Origin of the sequence: Glaciimonas sp. Gout2 (genome assembly GCF_035018905.1) — a bacterium.
GTDB lineage: Bacteria > Pseudomonadota > Gammaproteobacteria > Burkholderiales > Burkholderiaceae_D > Glaciimonas.
Map to the genome: position 1 here is coordinate 1 of NZ_JASJXA010000058.1, position 16,872 is coordinate 16,872.

The window sequence follows — 16,872 nt, forward strand, 5'->3', positions numbered from 1 at the left end:
TAACCGCGTAACAACATCGCAGGCGCAGCGGTCACGATCGGCCAGAATGAGCGGTCACGTTGACCAGAATACGCATCTGAAACACTGGTGTTCCAGTTGGCGCGATATGCGAATAATCCTATGCCCGGGTATCCACAGATAGGGCCGAAAGTGAATGCCGGACGTATAAATATCTTCACGGCAACGACCATGGCTAAGAAGTAAAACGACCTCCTCAGGTTGCACCACTACTGCAGCGTACCGAATCAGATAAAACGTGAGCAAGAGTATGAATGCGGCTATCACGAATGATGAAAAAAATAGAAAGTAGCTGAAAGATTCCATAAATAATCCTTCTAGGTTTTAAAGTAAAGGGTTTTTGATTGGGCTGTAACTTCGTGCCGCCGACGTTGGAGGTAGGCATCAAGCGTGCCTTGTTTCTGAAGCTCTCTCATCGCATCGCCAAGAATCGAGATTTCTGATTCGACTGCCTCGGCCTTCAATGCGGCAATACTCACTGCGTGCTCAGCGGCTGCCAGTCGTTGCGAACATTCGGCGCGGAACCGACTGAGTAAAGTAATATTTTCAGTTTCCGTTTTTTGTACGGAGTTAAGAGCCTGCGCTAAATCGGCAGGGGGAAGTATCTCGGTAATTTCCACAGCACTAAACTGAATACCGTATTTCTCTTCCAGCCCGCGTGCTAAAAAGCTTTGCTTTAACCCCGCGTGTAACAATCCGTGATTACGCCGAATCTCCGCGTACGAACCTTCGGGAGCATCGACAGGACCAAACTTGGCAACCTCTGCACTCAGTAGACTGCGAAAGAGTTCCCTTAGGTGCGATGCAGGGCGTTTCATACCAAACAAATAGGCAGGGAAACGCTCTTTTTGAAATTGAAAGCGAATTTGCGGAGTCAGGCGCAATTGGGTCCCATCACGCGCTAAGAACTCAACTTCCCGCATCTCCTCTCGAAGAGAAATCGTGCGCTCCATGATTGAAAATTCATGTAGCTTTTCCCAAGGAAGCTTTATATGCAATCCGGGCTCTGCGATGAAGGGCTCTCCAAGTTTATCGGCACGTAATTTCCCCAAATTAGTGATGACGGCCGAATGCCCTTCTTCTACCTGATAAAACGAGCGGAATCCCAAAATGACCAGTAATAAACTGAAGACAGCCGCTGTACCTAGAAAAATTTCAATCATTAAATTTCTTTCAGAATAGGAGATTTTTTACACGTGTGGCTGGAAAGTAAACTTCTTCTCCCAGATAGGCCGAAGCAAGTCCGCGATTGACATCGACAACATCCGCGTTGAAGTGGTGGTGATGCGCTTCGGAAGCAGGCAATGCCTGTGCCTTTTCATTTGTATCAACCAGCGTGCCGGGCGGTACGTAACGTCCATCAGGAATTTCTACTCCGACCACAATCGCGCCGATTCCGATGGAACAATTGGAACCAACGATCGCGTTATGCACCACGGCCTTGAACCCGACGAAGGTATCATCTCCAATGAAACTGGGGCCATGAACGAGTGCCTGATGCGCCAGGGAGACGCGTTCGCCCACGTAGATTGCCCATTTTTTTTCACCGACCTGAACCCATTGGCTTTTGAGGGCATGGAGTACAACGCCGTCTTGTATATTAGTATCAGCACCAACGAAAAAAGGTGTTCCTTCATCTGCCCGGAGCGCAGCTTCGGCAGCCACGTGCACCCGCGGACCTAAAACAACGTGTCCGATGATCGATGCATTAGGGTGGACAAATGCGGTTGGATGCACCACAGGTTCTCGATCCAGATGCGATTGCCAATCTTCATCTTGCGGCGTAAATACGGCAGTTGGCACGCTCTTGAATGGACTCGTGCGCCTAGCTGGCAAGTGGGCGCGAATTCCCTGAGGTAAGTGAGTATCCCAGTTCTGCTCTACTACTTGGCGTCTTCGCTTGGCTCTTCCGTTAATCCATGCGTCTAAGCCAGCAACCGCACATGCCAAAATCATGCAAACACTAAGATGACCAGAAAGTACACCACCCATGGCAAGTAGGTAAACAATCACCTGCAGTTTATGTTGCTGAACCAGATGTTTTAAAGTAGCAATATCGATAAGTTTATAGCCGATAACACAAAGAAGTCCAGCCAGCGCAGGGACAGGAATTGCGCCTATCCATGTCGCCATAAAAAGCGGCGCAATGAGGAGAAGTACGGCGTGAAAGAGCGAGGACATGCGACTATTCCCACCTGCTTGCACATTGACGCTTGAGCGCACGATGACGCCGGAAACCGGCAAGCCACCAAACATCCCCGCGCCAATGTTGGCGATACCTTGCCCAAACACTTCAAGATTCGCTCCATAAGGTTTAGTTTGCGGACGTATTTTTTCGATGGCCTGGGCAGAAAGCAGGCTCTCCGCAGATGCCAGTATGGCTAAAGGAATACAGGCTACAAATAAATTTGTCCATGCAACCAATGAAAGCTCAGGAAATGAGAAACCTGGCAGAGTTGAGGGCACAGTGCCGATTACTGGTACATCCCAATGGAGGTAACTTGAGAGTGCAGTTGCGATAGTTAGGCCAACAATAGCGGCAGGAAATTTTTTAAAACGTACCAGGCCCAGCATGAAAATCATGACAAACAGCCCGGTGAGTACAGCAATCCAGTTGACGGTGTTTAACCACACAGGCACGTGCAGGTTAAGCGCCAGCTCGCTGACCGGAGAATCGATATCAAGCAGCTTTGGGATTTGCTGATCAAGCAGTTTTAGTCCCACGCCAGTCGTAAAACCGGCTAATAAAGATTCGGGAAGAAAGCGTGCGATACCACCGGCTCTTATTGCATAGAACAAAAGTTGAATCACGCCAACAGCGATGGCGCCCGCTGCTGCACCTATCGGGCCAAATTGCGCCACCAGGCCGAACACCAACACATTCAATGCTGCTGCTGGCCCTGTGACTTGTAAGGTAGCACCACCAAAGAGAGCGGAAAGTGCACCGCCCACCGCGCCTGCGATCAGCCCCGCACTGGCAGGCAAGCCGGACGCTATCGCCAAGGCGACATTAAGTGGTAAGGCAACGGCAGCCACGGTAAGACCGGCTAAAAAATTAGACCCCAGTCTTCCAATGAGAAGCGTCTCTTTCCAGTTATCGAACAAAAGCAGGACATCGGCATAATATTGTTCAACTAGCCGTTGTCCGCCTGATCGTGCTGTCGACGAACGATCATGAAAGTGATGATGTAGCTTCTCGTACTTATTCAATGCAACTATTTGTTCTTCATCTCGACGCAAAAACTTACTCATTTATTGTTCTTTCGAAAAATCTATATCGATTGAAGACATAAGATATTAGAAGCACAGGCATAAGGCAGCACCACATCTGCTACGAATGGTGCGTCGCATGCGGCGCAGATGCAGGAATAGGAACGCATCGTCGGTAACATTGCGGCATCCACCGATGACTTGCGCTCCCTTTTAACTAAATGTGACTAGGGAGTTTATTTATTCTGATGTATCGCGTGCTGGATTGGACAGGTGCTTACGCCGTTATGACGCTTTTGCAGGAATTGGTAGCTCAAATAAGCCGGGAGAGTAATGCGTGGGTGACGAAAATCTGTGAAGAACGTGTTGCCAGATTTCCCAAATAGAGACATCAAATAACAGCTTCAGATGTCTGACGAAAAAGATTGTTTCTATGTGTACGCTATTGACCTTGCGACGAACTGAATATACGTATCTTGCGGGAAACTGAATATACGTATAAACCACATACGTTAAACAAAAAAAGTCATATTTAATGTTTTAAGAAAAGAAATGAAATTTTTTTGAAGAAAATAAATGCTTTAAAAGCATGATTAGTTCAGCAGATTTTAAGTTCAAAAAATGTTAAGTTCAGCTGATTTTATTCAGGTATCCGTTCATCTGAAGCTGCCATTAACGGAGGTCACCCCATCATATTTCTTTGAAAGGATGCTGTGAAATTTTCATTTTTAAAGGTAGTTAAAATGACATATTTATTGCAGGCGGAAAAATGAATCGTATGGACCGGCCTAGCAGTTCGGCATTAAATAGTGATGAACATAGATATCTAAAAACGATATCTGCTATTTTTTTCGGGGCATGATTACAAGCTCCGACTAATAATTTCTTTCATGATTTCGGATGTGCTGCCATAAATCCTGGCAACGCGCGCATCAACCCATGCGCGACTGATTTTATATTCGCTCATGTAACCGTAACCACCGTGCAACTGCAGTAATTCGTCGAGTAATTTCCCTTGCATTTCTGAGCCGTTAAGCTTGACCATCGCAGCGACTTCGGCCGTCAACTCGGCACACATGACTAGCCAGAGATGACATATTCGTCGCCATCGCTCCGGATCGAACGCAGGTCACTGCCAGCGCCGGGTTCCGTCATTGCAATGACGACAATCATTTCGCCGCTCACCATTTTAGGGAGCCACTTGTCTTTCTGTGCTGCGCTGCCGTAGGCGCCAATGTAATTGGCGACGATTTCCGAGTGAGTGGTAAAGCCGACCGCTGTGGCATTTGCACGAGCGAGTTCTTCTATTAATACCGCCGAGTAACCATAGTCGCCGCCAGCGCCGCCATACTTTTCAGCGACAGTTACGCATAACAAACCAGCACTGCCAGCCTTGAGCCACAAAGCACGAGGCACGATTCCATCGGCTTCCCATTGGGCGTGGTATGGGACGATTTCTTTGTCAATAAAACGACGTACCTGGTCGCGAAAGGATTCATGTGCTGGCGAGGAAATCTCGTACCTTTACCCAAAGGGCCTCAGCTTCTGCAGGAATCCGGCTGTATTGGAACCGTGTAATTGGCATGTAAATACCGTTCGAAGGAGTCGAAAAGTCGGCGGAGAAGCGTCGTAATATAACCGCTGGCATCCGCTGAAAAAAACCTGCGCGATGAAATCATTGTGCAGGTTAGGGGAAACGTAAATCGGTCAAACTAAGCAGCCCGATAATCTTATCAGACTACCGACAGAGCGCAGGTTAGGCTAATTGAGATCAACTCAGCGCTTTGATTGGCTGCATCTGCCTCAGCAAACATCTTATTGATGTCACCGGAGGTCACTGGCTTGGTTGGATCGCGCTCTGGAGCCGCGCCGCCCATGCCTAATGCTGGCTCAATACTGACGTGTGTGGCTTGTGCGGGTAATGCGCTCGCGGTACAGTTTTCACGACCCAATATAGCGAAACGATCGTACGAAAACTCACGCAAAGCGTTCAGATGCGTGATTTTGTTGATGATCTCGTCAGACAAATGGCTTGACTGTGTGTGGAACACATTCGATGACGCCGGCCATGTGCAATCCGAATGTGGATAATCGCATTCCCACATCGCTATATCAACGTTGATCGAATCCAGGTTCTTCAGGCCAAACTGATCTTCGATGAAGCAAGTAATGAAATGCTTGTTGAAAATATCGACGACATAATCAAGATAATCTTCATAGGCGTTTTGATATAAAGTTTGTAGATGGAGTTAGTACAAACTGAATTAAATCCACTATCAAGGCTGTTGCTGTTGTAGACGAAGCCACCTTTAAAGTTGCTCTTGATCTTGCAGGCGCAGCCATCTTTGACGTTGCGGTTGTTCTTGAAGTTGCCGTTGACGTTGACCTACCTCTTCATTGATGCTGCCAAGTATTTCAGCTGTCAGTCGGGCATTGTTGGAACACATGTTTGAGCGTAGCGAGTTGGTCTTTCAACCCGACTGGCGGCTGAAATGCTTGGGAACCCCAAGGGCAGCGTTAGTTGCGGTCGCCTTCTTTTTGGTTACTTTTTCTTGGCGGGGGCGCCGAGCCGAAGCAAGAAAAAGTGACTGGCTGTCGGGCCACACCCGACCAGCACCCACGGAGGGCCAACCGTTTCAGTTACCAACGAATCGAACCCACCTAATAAGCAGCTTGAGCGATCCGTTTATGCATCGTAATCTCAATCGCCTCAAAACCAGTACCTTCATACAATGCCCGAGCGCCCACATTGTGACCGAACACATTCAGCTCAAGGTGTGACATTCCCAAACGGATCGCTTCAGCTTCCACCAGTTTAAGCACCTCCGCACCATAACCAAGTCGCCGATAGTCCAGATATACTTCAAAATCGTAAATGAAAAGCGTTGATTCTTCTATTTCATACCAAAGCACACCAATCGGGTCGGGTTCTATTTCAGTCCAAATTCCGTTTATATGGTGACCTTCAGTGGCATTGCCGTTTGGCAGAAGATGCAGAATAGATTTCTCTGCCTGATGGCGTGCAACCGGTTCTGCGCATCCTCGAGATTGCATCAGATCGGCCGTGTACTGTTCTACGGAGCGATCTATATAGGCCGCGAACAGGTAATCAGGTAACGGTTGAAGTCTTAGCATGAAATTCCTAAATTGCGCACTGGCTGACAAATAGCCGATCAATTGCCTAACTACCGTGGCAGCGATGCGTGTTCATATACCAAATGATTGAATAAGAAATTGCTGAAACGCTTGCGCCGCTTCCGAAAACGTTGGCTGGCGCTTCCATAGCATTCCGGCATCCATATGCGGCACCATATCGAATACCGGACGCGCCTCTATGCGTTTTCCCTCAAGCGACCATGGTCGGAACACCATATCGGACAGCACGGTGACCCCAAAACCGTGACCAACCAATCCACGCAATGCCTCGATTGATCCGGTCCGCATGACAATATTTGGATGCAGCCGATTTTTTTTCCAATAATCAAGGGCCGAATGTTCGCCCTCGTCAGTGGTCAATAACAGATACGGAAATTCGGCGATATCCTTCAGCGACGGAGAACGAATTTGCGCCAATGGATGATTGGGCGCAACCCATAACTGTCTTCTGGACCGTACCAAAACCGCATGCTCAAACCGGGATTGCTGCTGAACATTAGACAAAATGACAATGCCGATATCGACCTCTCCGGCAAGCACCGCATCTTCTACATCGCGCCGGTTCATATCTTGTAAGTGGATTTCTACATCGGGATAGCTGGCCCGAAATCGTGCCATTTGCTCTGGTAAAAAATAGCCAAGTAAAGTGTAAGAAGCGGCGATTCTGACCGTTCCCGATAAGGTTTTTTCCTTAAAACGCGGGCTTTCTACCGCATCCCGTACCGACTCCAGTATATGTTTGGCATGCCGCAAAAAATCTTGCCCTTCAGATGTGAGGGCTACACCTTGTGGCAGGCGATCAAACAAGCGCACTCCCAACTCTTCTTCGATAGCAATAACACCATTACTGATGGTGGATTGCGAGACGTTTTCCTCAATGGCAGCCAACGAAATTTGTTGCGCGTGCGCTACCGCGACAAAATATCGCAGCTGTCTGAGTGTAAGATTAGATGCCATGCGTTTTTCCGATACCGACTATGCATATTTGTCGTTGTACCAAAGATTACCGTATAAATATACTGTTCTCCTAATTAAAATTTAAGAGGCAAATCGCGTGAACTCTCCCTTGTCACCTCCGATGCTAGACGCTTTAACAGCGGTTTCCCTCGACGATAAATATACGGTCGACAGAGGTCGGGTCTATATAAGTGGAACGCAAGCGTTGGTCAGGTTGCCAATGTTGCAAAAGCAGCGTGATCAATTGCACGGTTTGGACACCGCTGGTTATATTTCCGGCTATCGTGGGTCCCCACTGGGTGCGCTTGATCTGGCTTTATGGAAAGCAAAAAAACACCTGGCAGTCAATAATATTGTGTTCCAGGCGGGGGTCAATGAGGAACTCGCCGCAACCGCAGTATGGGGAACACAGCAAACCAATTTGTGGCCAACTGGCAAGCACGACGGAGTGTTTGGTATGTGGTACGGAAAAGGGCCAGGCGTAGATCGATCTGGCGATGTCTTTAAGCACGCCAATTCGGCGGGTACGTCGCCACATGGCGGAGTGTTATTGCTGGCTGGTGACGATCACGCTGCTAAATCCTCTTCAGTGGCGCATCAATCGGAGCACGCACTAATTGCCGCTGGTATTCCCGTTTTGTATCCATCCAGTGTGCAGGAGTATATCGATTACGGTCTACATGGTTGGGCCATGAGTCGCTATTCGGGATTGTGGGTTGGTATGAAATGTGTGACCGATGTGGTCGAGTCGACAGCCTCGGTTGAAATGGATCCGGAACGGGTCAAGATTGTGTTGCCAGACGATTTTGCGATGCCTGAAGGCGGCGTCAGTATTCGCTGGCCGGACCCACCGCTAGCGCAAGAAGCCAGATTATTTGACTATAAATGGTATGCCGCTCTTGCGTATGTCCGTGCAAATAAACTCAATCGCGTCGTGATCGAGTCACCGGTTGCGCGCTTTGGGATCATGACTGCCGGTAAGGCTTATCTGGATGTGCGTCAGGCGCTGGTTGAACTCGGACTGGATGATGAGACCTGTAGCAAGATCGGTATTCGTCTACTAAAGGTCGGTTGCATCTGGCCGCTTGATGCGCAAGATGCCAGAGCTTTTTCGACCGGACTGGAAGAAATTTTGGTGGTGGAGGAGAAACGTCAAATCCTTGAATACGCATTGAAAGAAGAGTTGTATAACTGGCGTGATGACGTGCGGCCCAAGGTGTACGGAAAATTCGATGAGCGCGACAATGAAGGTGGTGAATGGTCGGTGCCACGTGGTGACTGGCTATTGCCAGCCCGTTATGAGTTATCACCGGCTCTGATTGCCAAAGCCATCGCAACGCGACTGGCAAAAGCTGATCTTCCGGATGATATTCGTGCCCGTATTCAAGCGCGTATGGCGATCATTGAAGCCAAAGAAAATGACGCCAAGAAAACGCTCGCCGTGACCGAGCGGCCACCGTGGTTTTGTTCCGGTTGTCCGCATAACACTTCTACCAGAGTCCCGGAAGGATCGCGGGCCGTGGCCGGCATTGGTTGCCACTATATGTCCATGTGGATGGATCGTAGTACCGAGACCTTTAGCCAAATGGGCGGCGAGGGCGTATCCTGGTTAGGGCAGATGCACTTTACGCACGACAAACATATTTTCGTTAATCTCGGTGATGGTACCTATTTCCATTCGGGTCTGTTGGCGATCCGCGCTGCAATTGCAGCTAGCGCAAATGTGACCTACAAAATTCTGTATAACGATGCCGTGGCAATGACCGGTGGTCAGCCAGTGGATGGCATATTGACGGTGCCCCAGATTGCCCATCAGATGCACGCAGAAGGTGCGCAAAAGATTATTATCGTCACCGATGAGCCAGAGAAATACACTGTTAAAATTCGGTTACCAGAAGGCGTTACCGTCCATCACCGCGATCAAATGGATGATCTGCAACGTCAGTTGCGTGATACGCAGGGAACTTCGGTATTAATATATGACCAGACTTGCGCAACTGAAAAACGCCGCCGCCGCAAGCGTGGCACTTATCCTGATCCAGCGCGTCGGGTGTTCATCAACGACGCGGTGTGCGAAGGTTGTGGCGATTGCTCGGTCAAGTCAAACTGTCTTTCAGTAGAGCCGCTGGTCACGCCACTGGGTACCAAGCGCAAGATTAATCAATCTTCGTGCAATAAGGATTTCTCGTGTGTGAATGGATTCTGTCCTAGCTTCGTGACGGCAGAAGGCGCGCAGATGCGCAAGCCAGCGAGCAAATCCAAAGGACAAAAAGCTGGTGGTGAAACGCCTGATTTTACATTGCTGCCGCGTCCCGAGATCCTGCCGTTAGCGTCAGGCTATGGTATTTTGGTAACCGGTGTGGGCGGCACTGGCGTGGTCACTATTGGCGGCCTCATTGGCATGGCGGCGCACCTTGAAAATAAAGGCGTTACGGTATTAGATATGGCCGGCTTGGCGCAAAAAGGTGGGGCTGTTGTCAGTCACATTCAAATTGCGCCGACACCGGATGAAATTTACGCCACCCGTGTTGCCATGGGCGAGGCAAGTCTGATTATCGGCTGTGATGCAATTGTTTCGGCATCAGCGGATGTTCTGTCGAAAACCCGCCGCGATATCACACGTGCGGTCATCAACAGTGCGAAAACGCCGACTGCAGAATTTCTCACCAATCGGAACTGGGCTTTCCCTACGACTGAAACTGAAAATGCATTACGTCAGAGTATCGGGGATGCGTGTGAATTTTTGGATGCCAACCAGCGCGCGTTGATGCACCTTGGTGATGCGATTTACGCTAACCCATTGCTACTTGGCTTCGCCTGGCAAAAAGGCTGGATTCCGTTAGCCTATGAAAGTCTGATTCGCGCCATTGAATTAAACGGTGTTGCCGTGGAAAAAAATAAGCTGGCGTTCGATTGGGGGCGATATCTGGCGCAACATGGATCAGAAAAGCACGACGATCTGGCGTCTTCGGCAACCGAAAGCGCTATTGTGATGCATTTGCCAGAATCGCTCGACAAGGTCATCACACATCGTGAAAGCTTGCTGCGTGCCTATCAAAATCAGGCTTATGCCGACCGCTATCGTGATGTTGTTGAACGTATTCGGTTCAAGGAAAAAGAAATCAACGAAGGGTCGCGCAGCGCACTCGCTATCGTGGTTGCACGGAATCTGGCAAAGCTAATGGCTTACAAAGACGAGTACGAAGTTGCTCGCTTGTATTCAGAGCCAGCATTTCTTGAAAAAATGCGAAGTCAATTTGAGGGTGAACCGGGCAAAGATTACCAACTTAAATTTCATCTTGCGCCGCCGCTACTGTCTAAGCGCAATAGTCAGGGACAATTGATCAAGCAGGATTTTGGATCATGGATGCTGCCAGCATTTCGTGTGCTTGCTAAGTGCAAAGGCTTGCGTGGAACACGCTTTGATATCTTTGGTTACTCTGAAGAGCGCAAAACAGAGCGTTTCCTGATCGAGGACTATATTCAGATGATTAATGAGTTTAGCGTTTCATTGACCGTTGACAACATCGCGTTTGCGATCAAACTAGCGAATATCCCCGATGAAATTCGTGGCTTTGGACATGTCAAGGAACGCGCCATAGAGGCAGCGGATAAAAAACGTGGGCTCCTGCTTGAGAAATATAGAAGCGAGGTCCTCTCTCCTAAAGACGCAGAGTGGTCTACAGCGCTTTCGTTCTCAGATTCTCGCTTAATTGAATAACGGCTATCGACACCAATCTGATGACAACTTTAGAATCAACACTATCCACGCGCTCCGATGATTTCAAGGCGAACACCGTTGCGATGCAACTGATTGTTGATGACTTGAAAGCCAAGGTTGCCCTTATCGCCGAAGGCGGCGGTGCAGCGGCCAGCGCCAAGCATATCGCCCGCGGCAAATTATTGCCGCGTGAGCGTGTCCAGATGTTACTCGACCCGGGTACGCCGTTCCTCGAATTATCGCAACTTGCGGCTTTCGATATGTACAAAGATCAGCACGGCGTGGCAGCTGCACCGTCCGCCGGAATCATTACCGGTATTGGTCGCGTGGTCGGGCAGGAGTGTGTGATCGTTTGCAATGATGCCACGGTCAAGGGTGGTACTTACTATCCGCTGACCGTTAAAAAACATTTACGCGCACAAGAGATCGCCGAGCAAAATAACTTGCCGTGTATATATCTGGTCGATAGTGGGGGTGCCAATTTGCCGAACCAGGATGACGTGTTTCCCGACCGGGATCATTTCGGGCGGATTTTTTATAATCAGGCGCATTTGTCCGCTAAAGGTATTCCGCAAATCGCAGTCGTCATGGGATCTTGCACCGCTGGCGGTGCGTATGTTCCCGCCATGAGCGATGAGTCGATCATCGTCAAAAATCAGGGAACCATCTTTTTGGCTGGACCACCGTTGGTTAAGGCGGCGACCGGCGAAGTCGTCAGCGCTGAAGACTTGGGCGGCGGCGATGTGCACACGCGTTTATCAGGTGTCGCTGATCATCTGGCGCAAAATGATTTGCATGCGTTATCTCTGGCGCGCACGATCGTGTCGAATCTGAATCGTCAAAAGAAATATGACATGGCGATGCGCGAATCAGTAGAGCCAAAGTTTGCAGCACAAGAATTGTACGGGATCATCCCGACAGATGCGCGCAAACCGTTCGATGTACGCGAAGTCATTGCACGCATCGTTGATGGCAGCGATTTTGACGAATTCAAGGCGCGCTATGGCACGACGCTGGTATGCGGGTTCGCCCACATTCACGGCATACCCGTCGGCATTATTGCCAACAACGGAATTCTGTTTTCAGAGTCGGCGCTGAAGGGAACACATTTTATAGAGCTATGCTGTCAGCGCAAAATTCCGTTAGTGTTCTTGCAGAATATTAATGGCTTTATGGTGGGCAGAAAGTACGAGAATGAGGGTATTGCACGTAACGGCGCCAAGATGGTAATGGCAGTGGCGACCGCCGCGGTGCCAAAATTTACCGTGATTATTGGCGGTAGTTTTGGTGCTGGCAATTACGGTATGTGCGGTCGTGCATTTTCACCGCGCTTCTTATGGATGTGGCCAAACGCGCGTATATCGGTAATGGGTGGCGATCAGGCCGCTGGCGTACTTGCGACGGTCAAGCGCGATGGTATCGAAGGAAAAGGTGGTGCATGGAGTGCCGAGGAGGAGGCAAGTTTCAAGCAACCGATTAAGGAGCAATACGAGCACCAGGGCCATCCGTATTACGCCAGTGCGCGATTATGGGACGACGGTGTAATTGATCCTGCAGATACGCGGACGGTGCTTGGATTGGGATTAAGTGCGGCTTTGAATGCGCCGATTCCCGATACCAAATTTGGTGTTTTCAGAATGTAAAGATGTGCGTAATCACATCATGTGCGCCCAACACCGGTCTGTCTGTTTTCCCTAAAAGTTTTTCGAAAGTACGTCATGTTTACAAAAATTCTGATCGCTAATCGGGGAGAAATTGCCTGTCGGGTTGCTGCCACTGCCCGCCGAATGGGTATCAAAACGGTCGCCGTTTACTCCGAAGCAGATGCCGATGCCAAGCACGTTGCCATGTGCGATGAAGCGGTGTTGATCGGACCATCTGCGGCCAAGGACAGTTATTTAAAAGCCGATGTCATTCTGGCGGTTGCCAAGGCTACTGGTGCGCAAGCGATCCATCCCGGATACGGCTTCTTGTCTGAAAATGCCGGATTTGCTCGCGCATGCGAGGACGCTGGCGTAGTCTTCATCGGTCCACCAGCATCTGCAATTGATGCAATGGGTTCGAAGTCTGCCGCCAAGACACTCATGGAAAAAGCCGACGTACCGCTGGTACCCGGTTACCACGGCGAGAATCAAGAGCCAGAATTTTTGCAGGTTCAGGCCGACAATATGGGTTATCCGGTATTGTTAAAAGCCAGCGCTGGTGGCGGTGGCAAAGGGATGCGGATAGTCGAAAAGAGCGAGTATTTTAAGGAGGCGCTCATCTCCTGCAAGCGTGAAGCAATCAGCAGTTTTGGCGATGATAAAGTATTGGTGGAAAAATACCTGGCACGTCCGCGTCATATTGAAATCCAAGTGTTTGCCGATCAGCATGGTGATTGCGTCTACCTATTCGAACGCGATTGCTCAGTGCAACGCCGTCATCAAAAGGTATTGGAAGAAGCACCTGCGCCGGGAATGACCACCACGCGCCGAAGGGCGATGGGCGACGCCGCAGTGACAGCCGCCAAGGCGGTTGGCTATGTCGGGGCCGGGACGGTAGAATTTATCGCCAATCAGGATGGTTCGTTCTATTTTATGGAAATGAATACCCGGCTTCAGGTTGAGCATCCGGTAACTGAAATGATTACCGGAACCGATTTGGTAGAGTGGCAATTGCGGGTTGCTTTTGGTGAAGCACTGCCAATGAAGCAAGAGCAGTTGCAGATCAATGGCCATTCAATAGAAGCGCGGATTTATGCAGAAAATCCAGAAAAAGGTTTTTTACCTTCGATTGGAACGTTACGTCATTTGCGCACTCCCCAAGCGCTCGCATTCAGGCGGAATGAATTGGCACTCACTGCTTCCGATGGCGCCACCCAAGCGGTTCGTATTGACTCAGGTGTGCGTGAGGGTGATGCCATTTCGCCATTTTATGATCCCATGATTGCCAAGCTGATAGTCTGGGGCGCTGATCGCGGGGAGGCTCTATCACGCATGGGACAGGCTTTATCTGACTATCAGATTGTTGGTGTAGCGACGAATATCGCTTTTTTAAAGCGGTTAATCGCTAGCAATGCGTTCTCAAGCGCCGACCTTGACACCGGCCTGATCGAACGGAATCAGGAGACGTTATTTCCGCCTACCAAATCGGTATCTTTCGCTTTGTTGGCATTGGCCACCGCTGTTCTGCTTGATGCAGAAAAAGAAACCACAACTAATCGTAGTGATCCATGGTCGACGGCTTCGGGGTGGCGCTTAAATAGCATCATGTCACGCTCAGTCGCCTATGTTGATGAATCCGACCATGCTGACCGTCCTGGCGATGGACGTATTTATGCCTTGACCGTCGCGTACCACCAAAGCGATTGGACAATCAGTCTTGAGCAGACTGCATCGGCGATGCGCATTATCGCGCGCGCAGGGACTGATCTGACTATCAAACTGGATGGCCAGACGGTGGGCGGTACGGTGGTGCGGGAAGGTGAGCGATTTCACGTGTTCGCATCGGGTACGCATGCCGTGCTGACCTATGCGGACCCGATGGCCCATTCGGGAGAGGCCGAAGCAGAAGCCGGCCGCCTGACTGCGCCAATGCCAGGTAAGATTGTTGCGATTCACGTCAAGAAGGGTGATGTTGTTGCCAAGGGCGCGCCATTGTTAGTGATGGAGGCGATGAAGATGGAGCACACTATTTCAGCCCCGAGCGCCGGTGTAGTCGAAGAATTGCACTATGAAGTCGGTGACCAGGTGACGGAAGGAAATCAGTTACTGACTTTGGTCAGCCTCGCCTGAAAAGCGCCGTTCGTGTTTTATAAAATGTAAAAGGGGTTCTCAGTATTGAGAGCCCCTTTTGTTTTGTCGTAGTATCTCAGACTTCAACGCTTCAGCACCGCCCACCAGATGAGGGCGACGATTAGCGCAATCAGCTACTCATTGCGGGCTTTGGAGTGATCAAACCGCCATCCACCCGATGACCCTTGATCTTCAGTACCAATATCCCTGCAATAAGGCATGCCGCCCCCATCATCATCGATGATGCATTGTATGTCCCCAAACTATTGCGTAAGGTACCCGCCAGCATGGTGGCACTCGCTGCACCCAATTGATGTCCAGCGACGATCCAGCCAAACACAATCGGTGCGGCAAGTCGGCCGAAGACATCATTTGCCAACTTTACAGTGGGTGGTACGGTTGCAATCCAGTCCAGGCCATAAAATATGGCGAAGATAGGCAAGCCATAATAGCTAAGGCCAAATGCATGTGGTAAGAAAATCAGCGCAACGCCACGTAAACTGTAATACCAAAACAAGAGCACGCGTGGATTGTATCTGTCGGATAACCAGCCGGACATGGTTGTTCCTACCAGATCTAGAAGTCCCATCATTGCAAGGATGCTGGCACCACCAACTGCAGAAATGCCATAGTCGCCGCACATCGCAATGAAGTGCGAGCCGATATACCCATTAGTGCTCATCCCGCAAATAAAGAAGCTAAAAAATAGTAGCCAGAAATCGCGTACTTTCACGACTTTGCGTAAAGCATCGAAAGCGATCGACAACGGATTTTTTAACGTAGCGCCGGCTTCCGGGTGAATCTCTTCGAGTTGACCGTAACGCTTCAAACCGATATCTTGTGGACGCTCTGGTAAAAATATGGCGACCAGAGGAATCGCTAATGCCGCCACGCTGGCGACTAGTATCGCAACCGAACGCCAGCCAAAATGCTCAACCATGTACGCCATTAGTGGCAAAAATACCATTTGCCCGGTGGCCGAACTAGCTGTTAATAATCCCATCGCCAAACCGCGTCTGGTTTCGAACCAGCGACTAACGATCGTGGCTGCGAGCGTGTTGGCGGCAACGCCACTGCCTGCACCGACCAAAATACCCCAGGCCAGAACCATGTGCCAAGGCATCGTCATAAAGGTGCTGAGCGCTGTGCCGACGGCGAGTAATACCAATGCACCTAATACGATGGGACGAATGCCGTAACGTTGCATGGCGGCGGCAGAAAATGGACCGATTAAACCGTATAGCGCAATATTGACCGATATGACAAATGAAATTGTCGTGACGGTCCAGCCAAATTCATGTTCTAGCGGCAGGATCATTACCGACGGCGTTGCCCGAATGCCGGCTGCGGAGAGCAATACTAAAAATGTGATGCCGACGACGATCCACACGTAATTAAAGCGTGTGCGCGCCATGATGGTTTGTATAGTGTTATGCATAAATAATATTAAACATGGAGAAATTTATTGTTGGCAGCATCGACGAGCGCCATCAAACTTTGATGGTTTGTTTTTCCTAATATGTGGTTAATTTCTTCCTGTGCTTTATGCCAGTTTGGCATGGCGTCTTCCCATTTACGCTTTCCTTCGTCACTCAGGCTAAGTCCGAATGAGCGTTTATCAGTCAACATTTCCAACGGTAAATCGACTGTTTGGACCCAGCCCGCGCTAATCAATGGTTTGAGAGCCCGGCTCATCGTGCTGCGATCCATACCCATATTTGTAGCTAAAGGTATGGCACCAATCGGACCAAACTGGCCGATGCGGGATAGCAGCGAATATTGACCAATGGTGAGTTCGTCAGTAGCTAGATGCTGGTCGTAAATACTAGTCATCTTACGTGTCAGTTGTCGTAACTTTGAGCAAGTGCATTCAATTTGCATATCTACCTCTTTCTATGTATGCATCTACATCGATGTATATGCACAATATAGAGGATCAATGTTGTATGTCAAGTTGATTAATCAGTTATTTGCCAATTCGAGGAAGATATTTTTATATTTTAAAAAATACAACAGATCATCAGATTTATTTTGGAA

The 16,872-nt window shown here is 49.5% G+C and carries 11 protein-coding genes and 1 pseudogene; 3 read left to right on the forward strand and 9 right to left on the reverse strand.

Features of this window, described 5'->3' with window-relative positions; all coding sequences use genetic code 11:
• Positions 1 to 335 precede the first annotated feature (335 nt).
• The 7 genes and pseudogenes from QN379_RS21480 to QN379_RS21510 form a co-directional block, all read right to left on the reverse strand.
• On the reverse strand, positions 336 to 1,181 hold the full coding sequence (locus tag QN379_RS21480; protein ID WP_323507562.1) for an SPFH domain-containing protein: 846 nt from the start codon (positions 1,179 to 1,181) through the stop codon (positions 336 to 338).
• 10 nt (positions 1,182 to 1,191) lie between these two features.
• Complete coding sequence (locus tag QN379_RS21485) at positions 1,192 to 3,270, reverse strand: SulP family inorganic anion transporter (protein ID WP_323507563.1); 2,079 nt, start codon at positions 3,268 to 3,270, stop codon at positions 1,192 to 1,194.
• Positions 3,271 to 4,090: 820 nt separating this feature from the next.
• Positions 4,091 to 4,743 (reverse strand): annotated as a pseudogene (locus QN379_RS21490) (acyl-CoA dehydrogenase family protein).
• Between the two features lie 218 nt (positions 4,744 to 4,961).
• Positions 4,962 to 5,279, reverse strand: a complete 318-nt coding sequence (locus QN379_RS21495) for a hypothetical protein (RefSeq protein ID WP_323507564.1) — start codon at positions 5,277 to 5,279, stop codon at positions 4,962 to 4,964.
• A gap of 258 nt (positions 5,280 to 5,537) precedes the next feature.
• Positions 5,538 to 5,675 (reverse strand): hypothetical protein, encoded by a 138-nt coding sequence (locus tag QN379_RS21500; RefSeq protein ID WP_323507565.1) that lies wholly within the window; start codon positions 5,673 to 5,675, stop codon positions 5,538 to 5,540.
• 214 nt (positions 5,676 to 5,889) lie between these two features.
• Entirely contained in the window at positions 5,890 to 6,363 is a 474-nt protein-coding gene (locus tag QN379_RS21505; protein ID WP_323507566.1) for a GNAT family N-acetyltransferase, read from the reverse strand.
• Positions 6,364 to 6,435: 72 nt separating this feature from the next.
• Entirely contained in the window at positions 6,436 to 7,341 is a 906-nt protein-coding gene (locus tag QN379_RS21510; RefSeq protein ID WP_322239834.1) for a LysR substrate-binding domain-containing protein, read from the reverse strand.
• 97 nt (positions 7,342 to 7,438) lie between these two features.
• On the opposite strand from QN379_RS21510, the gene QN379_RS21515 reads away from it, so the two are divergent.
• From QN379_RS21515 to QN379_RS21525, 3 genes are all read left to right on the forward strand, one after another.
• Positions 7,439 to 11,062 (forward strand): indolepyruvate ferredoxin oxidoreductase family protein, encoded by a 3,624-nt coding sequence (locus QN379_RS21515; RefSeq protein WP_323507567.1) that lies wholly within the window; start codon positions 7,439 to 7,441, stop codon positions 11,060 to 11,062.
• Positions 11,063 to 11,082: 20 nt separating this feature from the next.
• Positions 11,083 to 12,705 carry a carboxyl transferase domain-containing protein gene (locus QN379_RS21520; protein WP_323507568.1) on the forward strand — a complete coding sequence of 541 codons (1,623 nt, stop codon included), beginning with the start codon at positions 11,083 to 11,085 and terminating at the stop codon, positions 12,703 to 12,705.
• A gap of 75 nt (positions 12,706 to 12,780) precedes the next feature.
• Positions 12,781 to 14,835, forward strand: a complete 2,055-nt coding sequence (locus tag QN379_RS21525) for an acetyl/propionyl/methylcrotonyl-CoA carboxylase subunit alpha (protein ID WP_323507569.1) — start codon at positions 12,781 to 12,783, stop codon at positions 14,833 to 14,835.
• Between the two features lie 130 nt (positions 14,836 to 14,965).
• On the opposite strand, the gene QN379_RS21530 is transcribed toward QN379_RS21525, so the two are convergent.
• Together QN379_RS21530 and QN379_RS21535 are read right to left on the reverse strand one after the other, a co-directional pair.
• The gene (locus QN379_RS21530) at positions 14,966 to 16,273 is read right to left on the reverse strand and encodes an MFS transporter (protein ID WP_322239826.1); all 1,308 of its coding nucleotides are present in this window, start codon (positions 16,271 to 16,273) and stop codon (positions 14,966 to 14,968) included.
• A gap of 8 nt (positions 16,274 to 16,281) precedes the next feature.
• Positions 16,282 to 16,716 (reverse strand): MarR family winged helix-turn-helix transcriptional regulator, encoded by a 435-nt coding sequence (locus QN379_RS21535; protein WP_323507570.1) that lies wholly within the window; start codon positions 16,714 to 16,716, stop codon positions 16,282 to 16,284.
• Positions 16,717 to 16,872 lie beyond the last annotated feature (156 nt).